This window comes from Bradyrhizobium septentrionale (assembly GCF_011516645.4).
Lineage (GTDB): Bacteria > Pseudomonadota > Alphaproteobacteria > Rhizobiales > Xanthobacteraceae > Bradyrhizobium > Bradyrhizobium septentrionale.
In genome coordinates this window covers 557235-572891 of sequence record NZ_CP088285.1, presented here as the reverse complement: position 1 = coordinate 572891, position 15657 = coordinate 557235, and the positions used below count along the sequence as shown (strand labels likewise).

12 protein-coding genes and 3 pseudogenes are annotated in these 15657 nt (G+C 61.5%); 4 read left to right on the top strand and 11 right to left on the bottom strand.

Annotated elements, in window-relative coordinates; translation table 11 throughout:
• Positions 1–8: 8 nt before the first annotated feature.
• On the bottom strand, positions 9–791 hold the full coding sequence (locus HAP48_RS04585) for a hypothetical protein (protein WP_224496905.1): 783 nt from the start codon (positions 789–791) through the stop codon (positions 9–11).
• Between the two features lie 496 nt (positions 792–1287).
• Between HAP48_RS04585 and HAP48_RS04580 the strand changes: the two genes are divergently transcribed.
• Positions 1288–2985, top strand: a complete 1698-nt coding sequence (locus tag HAP48_RS04580) for a hypothetical protein (RefSeq protein WP_029084876.1) — start codon at positions 1288–1290, stop codon at positions 2983–2985.
• A 48-nt stretch (positions 2986–3033) separates the two neighbouring features.
• On the opposite strand, the gene HAP48_RS04575 is transcribed toward HAP48_RS04580, so the two are convergent.
• The 4 genes from HAP48_RS04575 to HAP48_RS49880 form a co-directional block, all read right to left on the bottom strand.
• Positions 3034–3444 (bottom strand): DUF2304 domain-containing protein, encoded by a 411-nt coding sequence (locus HAP48_RS04575; RefSeq protein ID WP_051346788.1) that lies wholly within the window; start codon positions 3442–3444, stop codon positions 3034–3036.
• Positions 3441–4130, bottom strand: coding sequence for a glycosyltransferase family 2 protein (locus tag HAP48_RS04570; protein WP_035978298.1), 690 nt, complete (start codon positions 4128–4130; stop codon positions 3441–3443). The genes HAP48_RS04575 and HAP48_RS04570 overlap by 4 nt, the downstream gene beginning before the upstream one ends.
• A gap of 43 nt (positions 4131–4173) precedes the next feature.
• Entirely contained in the window at positions 4174–5040 is an 867-nt protein-coding gene (locus HAP48_RS04565; protein ID WP_156929056.1) for a class I SAM-dependent methyltransferase, read from the bottom strand.
• Between the two features lie 228 nt (positions 5041–5268).
• Positions 5269–5403 carry a hypothetical protein gene (locus HAP48_RS49880; RefSeq protein ID WP_256375217.1) on the bottom strand — a complete coding sequence of 45 codons (135 nt, stop codon included), beginning with the start codon at positions 5401–5403 and terminating at the stop codon, positions 5269–5271.
• A gap of 295 nt (positions 5404–5698) precedes the next feature.
• On the opposite strand from HAP48_RS49880, the gene HAP48_RS04560 reads away from it, so the two are divergent.
• Together HAP48_RS04560 and HAP48_RS50650 are read left to right on the top strand one after the other, a co-directional pair.
• Positions 5699–8482 carry a UPF0182 family membrane protein gene (locus HAP48_RS04560; protein WP_166214540.1) on the top strand — a complete coding sequence of 928 codons (2784 nt, stop codon included), beginning with the start codon at positions 5699–5701 and terminating at the stop codon, positions 8480–8482.
• 532 nt (positions 8483–9014) lie between these two features.
• Positions 9015–9200 carry a MerR family transcriptional regulator gene (locus HAP48_RS50650; protein WP_166216893.1) on the top strand — a complete coding sequence of 62 codons (186 nt, stop codon included), beginning with the start codon at positions 9015–9017 and terminating at the stop codon, positions 9198–9200.
• Between the two features lie 79 nt (positions 9201–9279).
• Here HAP48_RS50650 and HAP48_RS04555 read toward each other — a convergent pair.
• From HAP48_RS04555 to HAP48_RS04545, 5 genes and pseudogenes are all read right to left on the bottom strand, one after another.
• A protein-coding gene (locus HAP48_RS04555) for an IS3 family transposase (RefSeq protein WP_224496904.1) occupies positions 9280–10403 on the bottom strand; the annotation gives its coding sequence in 2 pieces (ribosomal slippage) (positions 9280–10148 and positions 10148–10403; 1125 coding nt in all).
• A gap of 228 nt (positions 10404–10631) precedes the next feature.
• The gene (locus HAP48_RS49875; RefSeq protein ID WP_275949024.1) at positions 10632–10757 is read right to left on the bottom strand and encodes a hypothetical protein; all 126 of its coding nucleotides are present in this window, start codon (positions 10755–10757) and stop codon (positions 10632–10634) included.
• Between the two features lie 28 nt (positions 10758–10785).
• The gene (locus HAP48_RS04550; protein WP_029084327.1) at positions 10786–11043 is read right to left on the bottom strand and encodes a hypothetical protein; all 258 of its coding nucleotides are present in this window, start codon (positions 11041–11043) and stop codon (positions 10786–10788) included.
• 198 nt (positions 11044–11241) lie between these two features.
• A pseudogene (locus tag HAP48_RS50645) lies at positions 11242–11379 on the bottom strand (tyrosine-type recombinase/integrase); the annotation flags it as partial.
• Between the two features lie 274 nt (positions 11380–11653).
• Positions 11654–12990: pseudogene (locus HAP48_RS04545) on the bottom strand (IS1380 family transposase).
• Positions 12991–13172: 182 nt separating this feature from the next.
• On the opposite strand from HAP48_RS04545, the gene HAP48_RS04540 reads away from it, so the two are divergent.
• Entirely contained in the window at positions 13173–14507 is a 1335-nt protein-coding gene (locus HAP48_RS04540) for an IS1182 family transposase (RefSeq protein ID WP_166202952.1), read from the top strand.
• 52 nt (positions 14508–14559) lie between these two features.
• Here HAP48_RS04540 and HAP48_RS04535 read toward each other — a convergent pair.
• Positions 14560–15527, bottom strand: a pseudogene (locus HAP48_RS04535) (IS481 family transposase).
• Positions 15528–15657 lie beyond the last annotated feature (130 nt).

Here is a 15657-nt window from a genome sequence, read left to right as displayed (position 1 = left end):
CGCTTCGACTAACTTCCGAAAGTCCTGAGGACAGGCATCAACCAGGCGACGGATTCAGCAAGAGTGAGGTAACGAACGACCGCCTCGTCGACCTTCTTGAATGGCTTCACTTTACGCCAAGCGGTGTCTGACGACGCGCGGTCGGCATAAAAGGCTCGGTTCAGCGCCGCCTTGAGGACGGTAAGAATGCGATTGGCGGTGGCCTTCCGCGCGCGGCGCGCATCCTCGTCATCAGGGGTCTCTCGCGTGGCTGGCCTGGCCGCGCCGCGCCTGGTTCGCAAGCGCTTGGGATCGGTTGCAATCTTATTGCGCCACCGAGTCAACTTTTCAGTCGTCAACTCATCGAAGATAACCGACCCCAGATCAGGCAAGATCCAAGCATCGAAGACGTATTTTGCACCTTTGACGGCAGCAGGCTTCTTTTCGGCGGCTATCTCCGACAGATAGTCGTTGACGGCATCCTCAACCTTGTACGGTCCGGTCCGAACAATTCCCGCCGCGACCAGGCGTTGCCGCTCCGCCCAGACACGAGATTGATCCTGTGCCTGCCAGAAATCGAAGACCGTGACGCCGTCAGCGTCGATGGTGTCGTCGGCCGCACCGATCGCCTTCGTCTCGTAGCCCCGTGTGCCACGATAAAAGCTGGCAACCCACGATCCCGAACCTGCGCCGCGATAGTAACCGAGACGCAGCCCCTTCGCGATTTTTGCGAAGTAGGGCGTCCGTCGCGCCGGCAACCGCGCACGAGCCGTACGGGTTTCAAGCGAAGAATGCCGCGCAGACCGCGCCAACTGCCGTTCCCCATTTCTTCAAGTTTTCTTCAACAGGCGGTCGAAGATGGTCACGAACAGTACCAAACGAGTACGAACTAAGCAATTGAAATCACAAGTGTTATTCTCGTTCGCCGACGTTCGCCAACGTACGCGATGCAATTCTCTCAAGGCTGAAACAGGGGTTCGATTCCCCTAGGGAGCGCCAAGCTGCGACATTCCGCGATGTTCTGCGACATTCTACGATGCCGCCCCCGTCAGGTAGCGCTATGTCGCGCGCTAACTGATTGCTCACCGCGGAAACGCCCGCGAGCTGATTTGAACTTTCGGAACAAAGTTCCCTTCAGGCATGTTATCGAAGCCCGCGGACAACACTTGAGGTGCGCTGGGGGGGCGCTCGCGACTAGGCAGTTGAGCGAGGTGTCGCCCGATGTGATGCAGGCGGCGGGGTAGAACCGTTTACGGCTTGATCCGGCACTTGAACCCCTCGCGCAGCCGCTCGATCGCAGGATAATGCATGGCGCTTGAACGGGTGGATGACGACAGCTCTGGGTTTGCGAGGCCGAAACTCGGCCTCGCATTTGCTGCTCGCTATGCTGAGACGTCGGTCGTGCTCCTGGTGCTGGGCGTGGCCTTGGTCATCGGGCTTGCGACCGCCGCGGATTACGGGCTGTCCACCGACGAATTCAACACCGACGAGTACGGCCCCAAGGCGCTTGCCTGGTACACGAGCGCCTTTGCGGACCGGTCTCAGTTCGAGGCGGTCGAAGAGTATCTGTGGATGTATGGACCGTGGTTTCAGATGCTTGTTGCGGCCGTGCAGTCGCTTGAGCTCGCGAACCCGATCACGGTCCGGCACGCAATGACCTTCCTGTTGGGCCTCGCCGGGCTCGCCGCCGTCGTGCCGATGGCACGGCTCACGGTCGGATACTGGGCTGGATTGACGGCACTCACCCTGTGCCTGCTGACCGGCTACCTGTACGGCAACCTGTTCTTCGCCCCGATCGACGTGCCGTTCCTGTTCGCCATGAGCTGGTCGACGCTCGCGATCGTCCTGATGGTGCGGCAGGAGGTGCCGAGCTGGCCTCTGACTCTTGCGACAGGCCTTGCCACTGGCCTCGCCATCGCGACGCGCACCGGCGGGGTGATTACGCACGCCTACCTCGTCGGCGGCATGAGCCTGTGCGCGCTCGAGGCGCTGCTGCGCCATGGCCGCGCGGGCTATGGCCAATTGCGCCAGATCGCGTTGCATACGTTGCTTGTCATCCTCATCGCCTGGCTGACGGCGATTGCGCTCTGGCCCTGGTTGCAGATTGGAAATCCGCTCACGCAATTCCTCGAGGCCTATCGGCACTTTGGTACGCTCGACACCTCGTTCGAATTCCAGAACTGGAGCCGGCTCACATTCACCGATAACGTGCCCGCCTGGTACATCCCCGGACAGCTCCTGGCGCGCCTGCCGGAGGGCTTTTTGGCGTTGCTGTTGATCGGCATGGCGGTCTGGATCGGTGCAGCAGCGTGGTGGAGCCGCGCCGCCCTCGGCGCCCTGCGTCGGTCCGGCGTCGCGGGCCTGCGACCAGTCGCGGCCGAGCTCGCAGGATCGCGCGCGGTGCTCGTCGTCGGTGTGGCGGCGTTCGGGCCTATCGTGGTGCTCATCCTGCAGGGCTCGACGCTCTATGACGGTGTCCGCCATGTATTGTTCGTGATCCCAATGCTCGCCGTCGTGGCCGCGCGCGGGCTTGCGAGCCTCTTGCCCTTCTTCCGACGCCTCCCGATTGTGCCCGCGGCCCTCGGGGTCGCGCACACGGCCGCCATCGTGGCGACGCTCATCATCTTGCATCCGCTCGAGTATATCGCGATGAACAGTCTGGCAGGCGGCGTTGCCGGCGCTTACGGCCGCTTCGACCTCGATTATTGGAGCATGGCGGCTCCCGAGGCGCTGCGCCGCCTCGAGGATCGAATTGACGCCGAAGGCCGGTTCGCGGGCGATCCGCCGCGCGTGCTGATCTGCCTGGCCTGGCGCGAGCAACTGGCAGGCGTGATGTTCCGTCGCAACTGGATTGCCGAAACGCATCCGGAAGAGGCCGACTACCTGATCACCACCGAGCGCTGGCCCTGTGCCGACGGCACGACGGCCGTATTGGTTGATGAGGTCACGCGATTCGGTCGCCCGTTCGCCAAGATCTACGCGAATCGTCGCGGGCTCGGTGAGTGACGCCAAGTCAGCCGCGACTTGAAGTCAGGCGCGACTCGGCAATGGCATCTACTTCTTCGCCCGCGATTCAATCGGGGGCGCGCCAGCCTTTCGGCCCAACGTGACCGGGCGACGTTTTCGCGGGGGGACTGCCTCACGCCGGCTCTCCTTGGCGCGATCGATCGCCACGGCGCGCGCTAGCCGCGTGATCATGTCGAGCTGGAGCCGCAGCTTCAGATGCAAGTTGAGCATGATGAGCAGGCTGATCACGACCCAGATATAGACGATGAGGTCGGAGCCGCGCCCGATTCCCACGAGGGCCGCAAGTGCTGTGGCGTGCTCTTGCATCCAGACGAAGTAGAGGCCGGCGAGCGCCGCGCTGCTCGCGAGCAGGCCGATGATCGGCACCGTTCGATGCGCCGACCAGGCGTAGACCAGAACCAACGTCAGAAGGGCCGTCAGCAACAGCTGCGCGATCATCGGTAGAGCCTCCGCTCAAACAGATCGATTAGGATGGTCAGCGCATCGGTGATGCGTTGACCCTTGCCCAGTGAATAGGCGCTGTACTCGATATTCACCGGCACTTCGACAAAGCGCAGGCGGCTGAGCGCGATCTGGTGCAGGATCTCGGACGCGTGCGCCATTCGGTTCTGTCGCAAGGAGATCGCGCGGGCGCCGCGCGAGGTCATCGCCCGTAGGCCATTGTGGGTATCGGTGACCGGCAGTCCGGTGCTTGCGCGCGTGAACCAGAGCGCGGCGCTGAGCAGGATGCGGCGCGCCATCGGCAGATTTGCGGTCGCGCCGGTGAGAAAGCGGCTGCCGAGCGCGAAATCGATGCCGGGCTGCTCGATCGCCGCGAGCAGCGCCGCGATGGCCGCGGGGGAATGCTGGCCGTCGGCGTCGAACGTGACAAGCGCATCCGCACGCTGCTCGAGGGCGTAGTCGATGCCGGTCTGCAGCGCGGCGCCCTGTCCGAGGTTGATCGGATGCCGGACGACGACCGCGCCTGCGAGCAACGCGACGTCGCCGGTGCGGTCGACGGAGCCGTCATCGACCACGACGACGGCGTATCCGGCGCGGCAAATGCCGGACACGACGCTGCCGACCGCCGGCGCTTCATCGTACGCCGCGACAACGACCCAGGGATTGCGAATCCGGCCGGTCATGTCTGATCCATCCGCAACAAGAACAACCCGTGGGAGGCTCGTATCATGGCGACGCCTTGCTCAAGACCACGCGCATCGCGTCGAACAAGTTCACCGGAATGGCGAACCGGTTGCCGGTCGGGCCGGCCGCGATCTTGCGGCCGAGCATGCGACCGACCTGGAAGGCGATCAGCGAGAGCGGCACGAATTTCCAGGGGTGATCGGAACTCTCGACGCGAAGGCCGACCGAATGGGCCAGAGACGCGATGCTGTCGCGGTTGAAGAACCACAGGTGCTGCGGAGGCGTCATCAGGCGCCAGTGCGCGCCGGTCGACCGCGCCGCCAAGGAACCGAAGTCTCCGGTCGTCAGCACGATGATTCCGTCTGACCGGAGATGGTTCGCGAACAGCGCGAGGGCTTCCTGCGGGTCGGGCAGATGCTCGATGACGTCGAGGAGGACGATGACATCCAGGGTGCCAAGCGACTTGAGAGTCGCTTCGCTCAGCAGGCCGCAGACGACGTTCAAGCCGAGATCGCCAGCGTGGGCGGCAGCCGCCTCCACCGGCTCGATGCCGCTCACCTCAAATCCGGCGCGGCGGGCTTCATCGAGAAAGAAGCCGTAGGCGCAACCGATCTCGAGCAGGCGGCCCTCTGGCTTGCGGCGCTGGATGAATTCGACCGAGCGGGCGAACTCGCGCCGTAACACGGGCTCGGCGCCGCGATAGTCGGCGTAGCCGTCGGACTGACGGCCGGAAAAGTAGCCATCGTCGTAGTAGGCGAGGGGATCGAAGCTCGATGCCTCGGTGCGTCCCAGTCCGCAGTCACGACATTGAAAGATGTCGCAACCGTTCTTGGTGTAAAGCAACCGATGCGGCGTCGCCCGGCTGCACGCGGGACACTCAAGCGTCGGCGCAGCTCGGTCGTTTCGCATCAGCACATGCGTCCCTCCAATGGCGCTTCTTCAGTGCGAAAAAACGCCTTCAACGCCGAACTGTTCCGCTCGGCGAACCGCCACGGGGTCGCAGGCTGCCTGGCTGGCCGCTGCGAAATAGATCGAGGATGGTCCACACTCTCGCTGGTGCAGCGCGGTGAAACGGCGGTCGTCCGAGGGGACGACGCCGAAGCTACCGGGCGCTAGCGTCGTCACGCTGGCGCAACGTCAGCTGAGGCTGATCTTGAGCTGCTTGGGCGCGTTGTCGCCCAGGATGCTGGCGGGCTGCTCGTCCGTGAGCTCCAGCGTCTTCATGACGTATTCGATAGGAGGGCACGGAGTGCTGCCGGCTTCCACCCGCACTTAATGCTTCTAAAATTATACAGCAATCTCAATTACATAAGAGTTTTCGGCTTTTTTCTGGCTTCCCGCGCCAAGTCCGCGCTGTTCCACGATATTGTACGATGCGACTCCGTTCGGGAGCCATCCTGCTCGACAACTGATTGATCGCGCCGGTCTGCATCAGCAGAGTTTGCCGCCCTGTGCTCGTTCGCTATCCCGGCGACGGAGCTTCAAGCACCCGCGTCGCCCGCCTTGGCGGGGCAATCCGACCACGAATCAAGCGGCGAGCGCCCCTCATTTCCGCTATGATCAAGCCATGACGATCGGGATTACCGGACCCGGCCGGAAGGCACCACGGCAAAGTGGCGTGGTCAGGCTGATCGTTGCGGCCGTCGTCATCACGATTGGCCTGATCCTGCTCTCGCTCGCGAGCAATTTCCTGGTCGATTGGCTGTGGTTTTCCTCGATTGGCTACTTGCAGGTTTTCTTGACGGCGATCGGCGCCAAGGCAACCGTGTTTTTTGCCGTCTTGACGGCGACCACCGTCGTCCTCTGGTTGAACGGAGTGTTGGCGGCGCGGTTTGCCATGCAGCAGCCGCTACAGATCGCAGTCGACCCGTGGAAGGTGGCGGGTATTACGCCGCCGCCCGATCCGTCCGCAATACTGTGCGATCGATTAACCCGGCCTCGCTTTATCGTTCTCGGCGCGGGTTTGCTCGGCGTGCTGGTTGCCGCAGGCGAAGCCGGCAATTGGGGCATGTTCCTGCAATTTCTCTACCAGGTGCCCTATGGCGAGGAGGATCCGCTCTACAACGAGGACATCGGCTTCTATCTCTTTTCGCTACCCGCCTATATCGCGATCAAGAACTGGATGCTGCTCGCAATCGTCCTGAGCGCGGTGTTTGCCGGAGCGATCTACTGGGCGCGCGGCGACATCGAGTACGACGTCCACAACCGATCAATCTCGCCGACGGTGATCGCGCATGGTTCGGCGCTGGTTGGCCTTCTGTTCGCGGTGAAGGCCTGGTCCTATGGGCTCGACCGCTATCTGCTGCTCTACGGCGACAATGGTGTCGTGGTCGGGGCGAGCTACACCGATGTCCATCTGGGGCTGCCGGCTCTGTGGCTGATGATCGGGCTTTCGATCATCGCGGCGTTCATCGCATGGGCCAATTTGTGGGCGTGCACCTACCGGCTTCTTGCCGCCGGGTTCATCCTCGTCGGCGCCGGCTCTGTCGTGCTGTCGAGCCTCGTCCCTTCGCTGTTCCGGCACTTCGTCGTCAAACCGACGGAGTTGGAGCTGGAGAAGCCCTACATCGAACGCAACATCGCGCTCACGAGGCAGGCCTACAATCTCGACCGGATCGCAGCCAAGCCGTTTGCCGCCGAACAGAGGCTGACCTTCAAGACCCTGGAAGCGAACAAGGCGACCATCGACAATATCCGGCTCTGGGACTGGCTGCCGCTGTCGAATACCTACGCGCAGCTGCAGGAGATCCGTACCTACTACAAATTCTACGATCTTGACGTCGATCGCTATTGGCTCGACGGCTCGTACCAGAGCGTGATGCTTTCGGCTCGCGAACTGCGGGCCTCCCTGCTGCCGGCGAACGCCCAGACCTGGGTCAACCGCCACGTGCTGTTTACGCACGGCAACGGCGCGGTGATGAGCCCAGTCACCCGCAAGAGCACAGAAGGACTGCCGTTCTTCTATTTGCGCGATATTCCGCCCGTTGCCGACGGCGGTCCCAAGATCGACGAACCGCGCATCTATTTCGGCGAAGAGAGCGACGACTACGTCATCGTCAAGGCCAGCATCCCGGAGTTCGATTACCCGAAGGGGAAAGACAACGCCTACGCGGCCTATGACGGCATTGGCGGTATGCCGATTGGAGCATTGGGATGGAGAACGCTGTTCGCCTACTACTTCAACGACGCGAACCTGGTCCTTTCAAGCTACATCACGGCCGACAGCCGGATCATGATCCGGCGCAATATTACAGAACGGGTGCGCACGATCGCTCCATTCCTCAGGCTCGATCATGATCCCTATCTGGTCATCAGCAACGGGCGGATGTTCTGGATGCAGGATGCCTACACCACGAGCTCCTATTTCCCCTCCGCGCAGCCCGTGCCGGAGCTCGATCTCAACTACATCAGGAATTCGGTGAAGATTGTTGTCGATGCCTATAACGGGACGGTCGATTTTTATCTGATCGACCCACGCGACCCCATTGCAGCGACCTACCAGCGTATCTTTCCGAGCCTGTTCAAGCCGTTCACGACCATGCCGGCGGATTTGCAGACGCACATTCGCTATCCGGAGGATCTGTTCCTGATTCAGGCGCGGCTGTATCAGACCTACCACATGGAGCAGGCCGAAATTTTCTACAACCGCGAGGACTTCTGGCAGTTTCCGCGACAGCCGGGCGGCGACGGCACCTCGGTGATGACCCCCTATTACATCATCATGCGGCTGCCCGGCGAGCCGCAGGCCGAGTTTTTCCTGATGCTTCCCATGGTGCCGAGCCGCCGCGACAACATGATCGCGTGGCTCGCCGCGCGCTGCGACGCGCCCGACTACGGCAAGCTGATCGTCTATGAATTCCCCAAGGAAAAGCTCGTCTACGGGCCGTTCCAGATCGAGGCGCGGATCAATCAGACTACCGAGATCTCGCAACAGCTCACGCTATGGAACCAGATGGGCTCGCGGGTGATCCGCGGCGCGAATTTGCTTGTGATCCCGATCGACAACTCGATCCTTTATGTATCGCCACTCTATTTGCGAGCGGAGCACGGACATCTGCCGGAGCTGAAGCGCGTGATCGCAGCCTACGGTGAGCATGTCGTGATGAAGGAGACGCTCGCTGATGCCCTGGCCGCGTTGTTCGCAGAGCCCGGTGCGGTGCCGGAGGATTCAAACGCAACGGAAACGGTGTCCCGTGCGGGCGGGGCGGCGAGCCCGGCGCAGCAGGCGCTCGATCGTTACAACCAGGCGGTAGAGCGATTGAAGGCCGGAGACTGGAAAGGGTTCGGCACGCAGTTCGATGCCCTGCGCGAGCCCCTGGAGGAAATGAACCGACGCTCCGCCGGCCACTAATGGCCCCGGGAAATTGTGAGCGCGGACGCGCGCCTCAACCGGGTATTGTTAAAGGTTACATTGCAATTTCAATCACATAAGAGTTCGCAGTTTTGTTCTGGGTGGCGCGCCAGCAAACTCAGGCACTTAGTTGCCATCAGCCGCGTTCGTTGAATAATGGTTGAATAAGACGCTGGTGAACAGCGGCGAACGCTTGGGGAATTTGCTGCCGACATTCGCAGACTAGCCCCGGCGCGATGCCTCACTGTGACTGGCGCATTCGCGAAAAATTTCGTCGTCGCCCTTGGTGTCCGGAAATACTCAAACCGCCGCTAGCGTGCGCTGCCGTACGCGAGCGCCCTCGGATGCTCGCATTGACGTTGCTCGTCGCACAATCGACCCTTGTCCTGTCGAGCTTTATGCGAACAGGAGGGCCACGTGAGATACTATCGACGAGAGAAAACTGGCGGACAACAGTCACACGTCAGTCTATCCGCTCCGAAAGCCGCAGAATTGAGCACGGTGGCCATTCGCTCAGCGGCTCACCTGCACGATTGACGATGCATGCGAAGTTACCGGCTTGGGACGCACGAAGCTTTACGAGTTGATAGGAGCTGGGCGTATCGTCACGACAACGATCGGACGTCGGCGACTAGTAGTGGTGCGCTCACAGAGCTGGTCCCGGTTGTTTGGACAGCGCCCCGCGAAAATTAAGTGGATTCCTGCCGGGTTATGCTGAAGGCGGGGCTTTACGATTTTGCTGTGGCGTCGGGAGGGCGTAAGCCCGACCAGAGCCGCAGTAAAATCGTTGGCGACGATCATGCGGCCGTCACCATCGTTTGCGCGCCGAAGTAAGCCTCGTCGGGCGTGCGTTCGTCAAGGCTCGAGTGAGGACGTCCTCGATTGTAGAACGCCAGATATTTGGAAATCGATGCTCGCGCCTCGAGCACGCTGTCGTAAGCACGCAGATAGACTTCCTCGTATTTGACAGTGCGCCACAGCCGCTCGACGAACACGTTGTCGCGCCAGGCACCCTTGCCGTCCATGCTGATGGCGATGTTCGCGTCCAGCAGCACGCCGGTGAAGTCGAGGCTGGTGAACTGGCTACCCTGATCCGTGTTGAAGATCTCGGGCCTGCCGTGCTTCGCCAGCGCCTCCTGGAGCGCTTCGACGCAGAATATCGTCTCCATCGTGATCGATACGCGATGGACCAACACCCGTCGGCTGAACACATCGACGACCGCCGCGAGGTAGACGAATCCACGTCGTATCGGAATGTAGCTGATGTCCATTGCCCAGACCTGGTTCGGCCGCTCGATCTTCAATCCGCGCAATAGGTACGGGTAGATCTTGTGGCCCGGTGCGGGCTTGCTCGTGTTCGGACGGCGATAGATCGCCTCGATCCCCATGCGCTTCATCAGCGTCGCGACGTGGCGGCGGCCACCCTGCATGCCCTCACGCTGCGACAGCGATCGCAGCATGCGCGCCCCTGCGAAGGGATAATCGAGGTGCAGCTCATCGAGCCGGCGCATCAAGACAAGGTCCTCGGCCGAAACCGGCCGAGGTTCATAGTAAACCGTACTGCGGGCAAGGTTCAGGACCTTCGCCTGGCGCACGACAGACAGATCATGACCGCGGTCGATCATCGCTTTGCGCTCAGCAGGCCCGCCTTGGTGAGCGCGCCGGACAAAAAATCGTTCTCAAGCTCGCCGATCTTGGCATGTAACGCCTTCAAATCGACCGGCGCCTCGGCCGGTCCGTTGTCCTGCCCAAACACTCCGGCGGCGCCTTCCAGGAGTTGGGACTTCCAGGTCGTGATCTGGTTCGGATGGACATCAAACAGTTGCGCCAGCTCGGCCAACGTCTTCTCCCCCTTCACGGCCGCCAAAGCCACCTTTGCCTTGAATGCCGGAGAATGCGTCCGGCGACTCCTCTTCGTCATCTTCGCTCCTGATTCGCGGCAAGAATCCTCGCCGCTCTCAGGCAGAAAATCCACTCAAGCTACTGTCCGAATTTGCGGAGCCAGCTCTCTCTCCTCATGGTAGACTACGGTGGCACAGCTACGCGGGCAAACTTGCGAGAAGCTGACGGGCTTCGCCCTTGGCTGCGAAAAGGCCGCATGTCGTTATCGATCTGGTTCCGTGGTCCGGGATGCTGTTATCCTTCGGCGTCAAGGCAGTAGAATTTTACCATGCCTGTAATCGACGTCCGGCCCCGCGCACTCGATCCAGAGGTCAACCACTGCGTTGGTCGGCGCTGTCTCGATCGGCTGCCCCTCGTTCATCTTCTCGTCCATTGCATCTCTCTTTCTCAACGCTTCGATCTCAGGCTTGATCGGTCGGAGCCGATTCCGCGGATTCAGCCTCAACGCTTCCCGAGCAGTCGCCAAAGGGGTTGGGCAGCTTCAGCATCGATTTCTGGAAGCTCGCGAGCGCTTCCTTCGCCGCCCTGGGAGCCGCCGCTCCCAGTTGCGTTACGACCCGTTCCAGCGAGTGCCAGTCGCCGATCACGGGCTGCTCCATCAATGCGTTCGCCTTGGCGTGCAGGTCGGCATTGCCGCGCTTGGTCGCTTTGCTGGACATCAGCGGAACTCCTTGCAGGCGTCGCCGCTGCGGAACGTCCCGGACGGGCAGGCCGTGCCCGGGATGTACGGATAGGCGCGGGGCGTGTCCTTGTGGAGCGCCTCGCCCACAGTTTGTCTCCGATGATGTTGGTGAGTGCCGAGGCGAGAATGCCCTGCACGTCGGTTTTCTCTTCAGCATGTCGTATTTGTCGTAGACATCGGTCACGTCGCCGTTGACGTGGTCGAGGGTTGCCTTGACGCAGTCGCGGGGAGCGCCGGCCCTGCGAGCGATGGTCGCTGCTGTTCGGCGCAGATCGTGCGGCGTGAAGTGATCCATCTTCAGGAACTGGCGGATGCCGATGCGGCGCTGCTTCGGGCAGACCGGTCAGCGCCTGCGAGATCGAGTTCCGCAGGATCGGGAGCTGGTCGAGCTGTTGCGCAACCCGCTTCTCAGCGTTCTTAACCCGTCCTATTCGTGAGAGTGCTTTTTTTAGTCCGATTGATGTGGCCGCACATCTGCTCTGACGAGGCGCACAGGATTGCCTTCGGCTTTTCACCGCCTGACGACCGGTACTTTGCAACGCGCTTGAGGTGTAGGTTGGGCGAACGGGGGGCGGACGCCCCGCCGCTCAAGGACCGAGCGGCAGCAGCGCGCCTGGCAAGCCGCGGATCAGGTCGGCCATGCCGCGGCAAACGCAAGGCGAATGCGGCTCGTGGTCTCGACCACACGGGCAGCGAGTTTCAAGAGACGAAGACGCAGCGTCGCGAACTCGGCTGTGGCCAATTCCCGGGCTTTGGGAATCGCGTCGCGCACGGTCAGCATCAGCCAATAAGCGGCGGTGTGGAGAACGAGGCGGACTTGATTGGCGAGCGCCGAACGGCAGCTGGTGCGATCGGAGGCGAGCTGTGTCTTATGCAGCTTGATCAGATTCTCGGCTTGGCCGCGCGCGCAATACAGGCTGTCGTAGATCCACTCGGCCGAGCCGACATCGAGGCTGGTGACGACGAAGCGGATGTCGAGGCCGAGCATCGTCGCCTCAATACGGGCGACGGTGCGTCGTTCGCGATCCCAGGACTTTGCCTTGTGGCGCGTCTCGGTATAGCCACGCAGAACCGGCAGGTTCTCGATGGCGCGTCGCGTGCGGATGTCGTCGGCGACCGCGTCGACTTTTCTGGCGAGCGGCTTGGTGCCGGACAGACCGAAGATGTAGTCGATGCCGTTGGTCTCGCACCACGCCATTGCCTCCGGCCGGGCATAGTGCCCGTCGCCACGGAACGTAATTCGCGTGTTGTGCCACCGCGTCCGGATATGCCGTACCAGGCGGCGCAGATGGGCACGCACCTCGACGCCGCCCGGCGTCTTGCCGGGCCGCAGCACGACCGCCACGGGCCGGCTCTTCTCCGTGTCGTAGACGTGGATCGGCAGGAAGCAGCGTTCGTCATAATGAGCGTTGAACAGCGAGAGCTGCTGATGGCCGTGGACGACATCGCAGGTATCATCGATGTCGAGCGTGACGGATGCCGGCTCGCGCGGGTAGCTATCCATCCATGCGTCGACCAAAGTGTAGGTCAGTCGGATCACGTCGCGCAGGCGCGGAGCATTCTCCAGCCGCGACAGCGTCGGTTGGGAACACAGATCGCGACCCGTGTCCGGCAGCCGTCCGCAGGCCAGCTTGAATGCGGGATCGGACCGCAGATGATCGAGGTCGTCGGCGTCCTCGTAGCCGCAGCAGATCGCGAACATGCGCGCGCGGAACATATCGACAAGGCTGTGCACGACCCGCGTCGGATCGCGCCGATCCGGGAACACCCGGGCCAAATTGTCGGCCAAGCCGAGACGCCGCTCGGCCATCGCCAGAAGCATCACGCCCCCGTTCGAGGTCAGCCGACCGCCTTCGAAGGCAGCTGTGACTTTCTTGGCGTGAACGGCTGGAAACGAGAAGGGCAGAATCGTATCAGCGGTCATGGCGGGCGTGGTGTTCGCGGCTGAAGGTGATGGGGTGGCTTTGCAACCGAATCCTACGCCGCATCAGCGCTTTACACCACGCTCGCCAGCCTCTCAGGCGCCCTCTGACGAATAAGACGGGCTAGGAGCTTGTCTGGATAGTCGCTGTTCAAATCTGGTCGGGTCTGATTCAACATTGGGCGATGAGCAAGTATTTTCGGCCTTGGAACATCGATCAGACGCTGCTTCTGCCGCCGAATGTGCAGGACTTCGTGCCGAAAGGCCATGTCTCGCGGTTTATGGTTGATCTGGTGCGGGAGAGCCTCGATCTCAGGGAGATCATGGGCAGCTATGTGAGCGGGCTTGGGCAGCCGCCGTTTGATCCGCGGATGATGGTGGCGCTGCTGCTGCATAGCTATGCGAGTGGGCTGTATTCGTCGCGTCGGATTGCCAAGGCCTGCCGGGAGCGGAACGATTTTGTGATGATCGTGGCGCTGGATGCGCCGGATTTTCGGACGATCAGCGACTTTCGCAAGCGACATTTGAAGGCGCTCGGCGCGCTATTCGTGCAGGTTCTGAAGTTGTGCGAGACGGCCGGGCTGGTCAAGCTCGGTCATGTCGCGCTGGATGGTACGAAGATCAAGGCGAACGCGTCGAAACACAAGGCGATGAGTTATGAGCGCATGAAGAAGCGCGAGGCGGAATTGAAGGCCGAGGTCGCTCGCATGCTGGCGGCCGCCGAGGCGGCGGATGCCTCGGAGGATGAGACTTTCGGCAACAGCGACGAACTGCCGGACTGGACCGTCGACAAGCAGAAACGGCTGGCGAAGATCCAGCAAGCGATGGCGGCGCTGGAAGCGGACGCCAAACTGGCGGCGGAGGAAGAGCGCCGCATCGAGGCCGAAAAGGAACAGCAGCGCCAGGCCGAAGGCCGCAAGAAGCCGGGCAAACCGGCGGCGCTGCCATCGGAGGAACCCAATCCCAAGGCGCAACGCAACTTCACCGATCCGGAAAGCCGCATCATGAAGTCGAAGGATGGCTTCGTTCAGGCCTATAATGCCCAGGCGGCCGTCGATGCACATGCCCAGATCATTGTCGCGCAAGAACTGACCCAGCACGGCAGCGATCAGGGCCAGTTGGTGCCCCTGATCGAGGCCATCGAGAGCAATCTTGGCCGCAAGCCGCGGCAGGCCTCAGCGGATTCCGGCTACTGCAGCGAAGCCAATCTCGAAGCGCTCGACACACGCAGCATCGATGGCTATGTCGCGCCCGGACGCGCCAAACACCCGACAGTAGCGAACGGAAAAGTCGGCGGCCCGCTGACACAGGCCATGCGAAAGAAGATCGACGATGGCGGCTTCGAAACACCCTACCGATTGCGAAAGCAAGTGGTGGAGCCGGTGTTCGGGCAGATCAAACAGGCAAGAGGCTTCCGCCAGTTCCTGTTGCGGGGCATCGAGAAAGTGCGCGCCGAGTGGACAATGATCTGCACCGTCCATAACCTCCTCAAGCTGTTCAACCTCGCAAACGCAGCCTGAGCCTGCTACTCTACAACAAATGCCCGTCACGAAAACATATCTGGACGGGCTCCTAGGTGTTTAGTCCCGGCATTTGCTGGAGCGGATTGAGGGTGAATCGTTCGGGCTCCTTTGTCCAGGCTTTGCAGATATATTCGTAGGGCGTGAGGCCCTTCAGGGTCTTCAGCCGCCGAGCGTAGTTGTATGCGTTAATGAAGTCAGCAAGGTGTGCTTCGAGCTGATCGTGTCGATCGTAATGATAGCGTTGGACGGTCGCTTCCTTGATCGTGCGGTTCATGCGCTCGACCTGCCCATTGGTCCAGGGATGCTTGATCTTGGTCAGCCGATGTTCGATGCCATTCTCTTGGCAGCGCATATCGAACATATGTGTCACGTATCTTGCCGTCGGGCCGTCCGCGTAGCGCGGCAAGAAGGTGAACTGGATCCCATTGTCGGTGAGAACCGTATGGATCTTGTAGGGCACAGCCGCGATCAGAGCTTCGAGGAAGGCGGAGGCGGAGGTCCTTCCCGTCTTCCTGACCAGTTGCACGAAGGCGAACTTGCTGGTGCGATCGATGGCGACGTAGAGATAGAGCTTGCCTTCAGCGGTCTGGAGCTCAGCAATGTCGATGTGGAAATAGCCGATCGGATAAGCCTTGAACTTTTTCTTCGGAGGCTTACTGCCTTCGACCTCCGGCAATCGACTGATGCCGTGGCGCTGGAGACAGCGATGCAGGGATGATCGCGTCAGATGTGGGATGGTCGGCTGAAGCGCATAGAGGCAATCGTCGATTGCGGCAATAGCGTATGCCGCCGGAAAGCAACAATGATCGCCTCCTCCTCGATGGAAAGCACGGTCGATTTGGCTTCCGTTGGGCCTGTCGGGAGATCGGCGACTGTCTCGCGCCCCTTCCACTTCGCGACGGTCTTTTGGTTGATCCCGTAGCGCCTGGCGAGCGCTCTCAGGCTCTCTTGACTATCTTGTATTGCTCGACGGATTGCCTCCGTCGTGGTGGCGCAGCCGTGTAAAACCTGTCCCATAGCGCATCCTTCGAATCGTGCGATAAGAATGCACCATCAAAGCTTGGGACTAAACACCTAGTGCCCATAGCTTTAGCAGCGACAAGGGCCATGTGCGAAGGTTGATAGATTGTCTCCGCCAACAGCAGGA

What these genes read in the sequence shown, in the direction of transcription:
- HAP48_RS04580 (WP_029084876.1), top strand. Translation starts at nt 1,288, where the DNA reads ATGGCGCTTGAACGGGTGGATGACGACAGCTCTGGGTTTGCGAGGCCG.
- HAP48_RS04575 (WP_051346788.1), bottom strand. Translation starts at nt 3,444, where the DNA reads ATGATCGCGCAGCTGTTGCTGACGGCCCTTCTGACGTTGGTTCTGGTC.
- HAP48_RS04570 (WP_035978298.1), bottom strand. Translation starts at nt 4,130, where the DNA reads ATGACCGGCCGGATTCGCAATCCCTGGGTCGTTGTCGCGGCGTACGAT.
- HAP48_RS04565 (WP_156929056.1), bottom strand. Translation starts at nt 5,040, where the DNA reads ATGCGAAACGACCGAGCTGCGCCGACGCTTGAGTGTCCCGCGTGCAGC.
- HAP48_RS04560 (WP_166214540.1), top strand. Translation starts at nt 5,699, where the DNA reads ATGACGATCGGGATTACCGGACCCGGCCGGAAGGCACCACGGCAAAGT.
- HAP48_RS49875 (WP_275949024.1), bottom strand. Translation starts at nt 10,757, where the DNA reads ATGGACGAGAAGATGAACGAGGGGCAGCCGATCGAGACAGCGCCGACC.
- HAP48_RS04550 (WP_029084327.1), bottom strand. Translation starts at nt 11,043, where the DNA reads ATGTCCAGCAAAGCGACCAAGCGCGGCAATGCCGACCTGCACGCCAAG.
- HAP48_RS04540 (WP_166202952.1), top strand. Translation starts at nt 13,173, where the DNA reads ATGAGCAAGTATTTTCGGCCTTGGAACATCGATCAGACGCTGCTTCTG.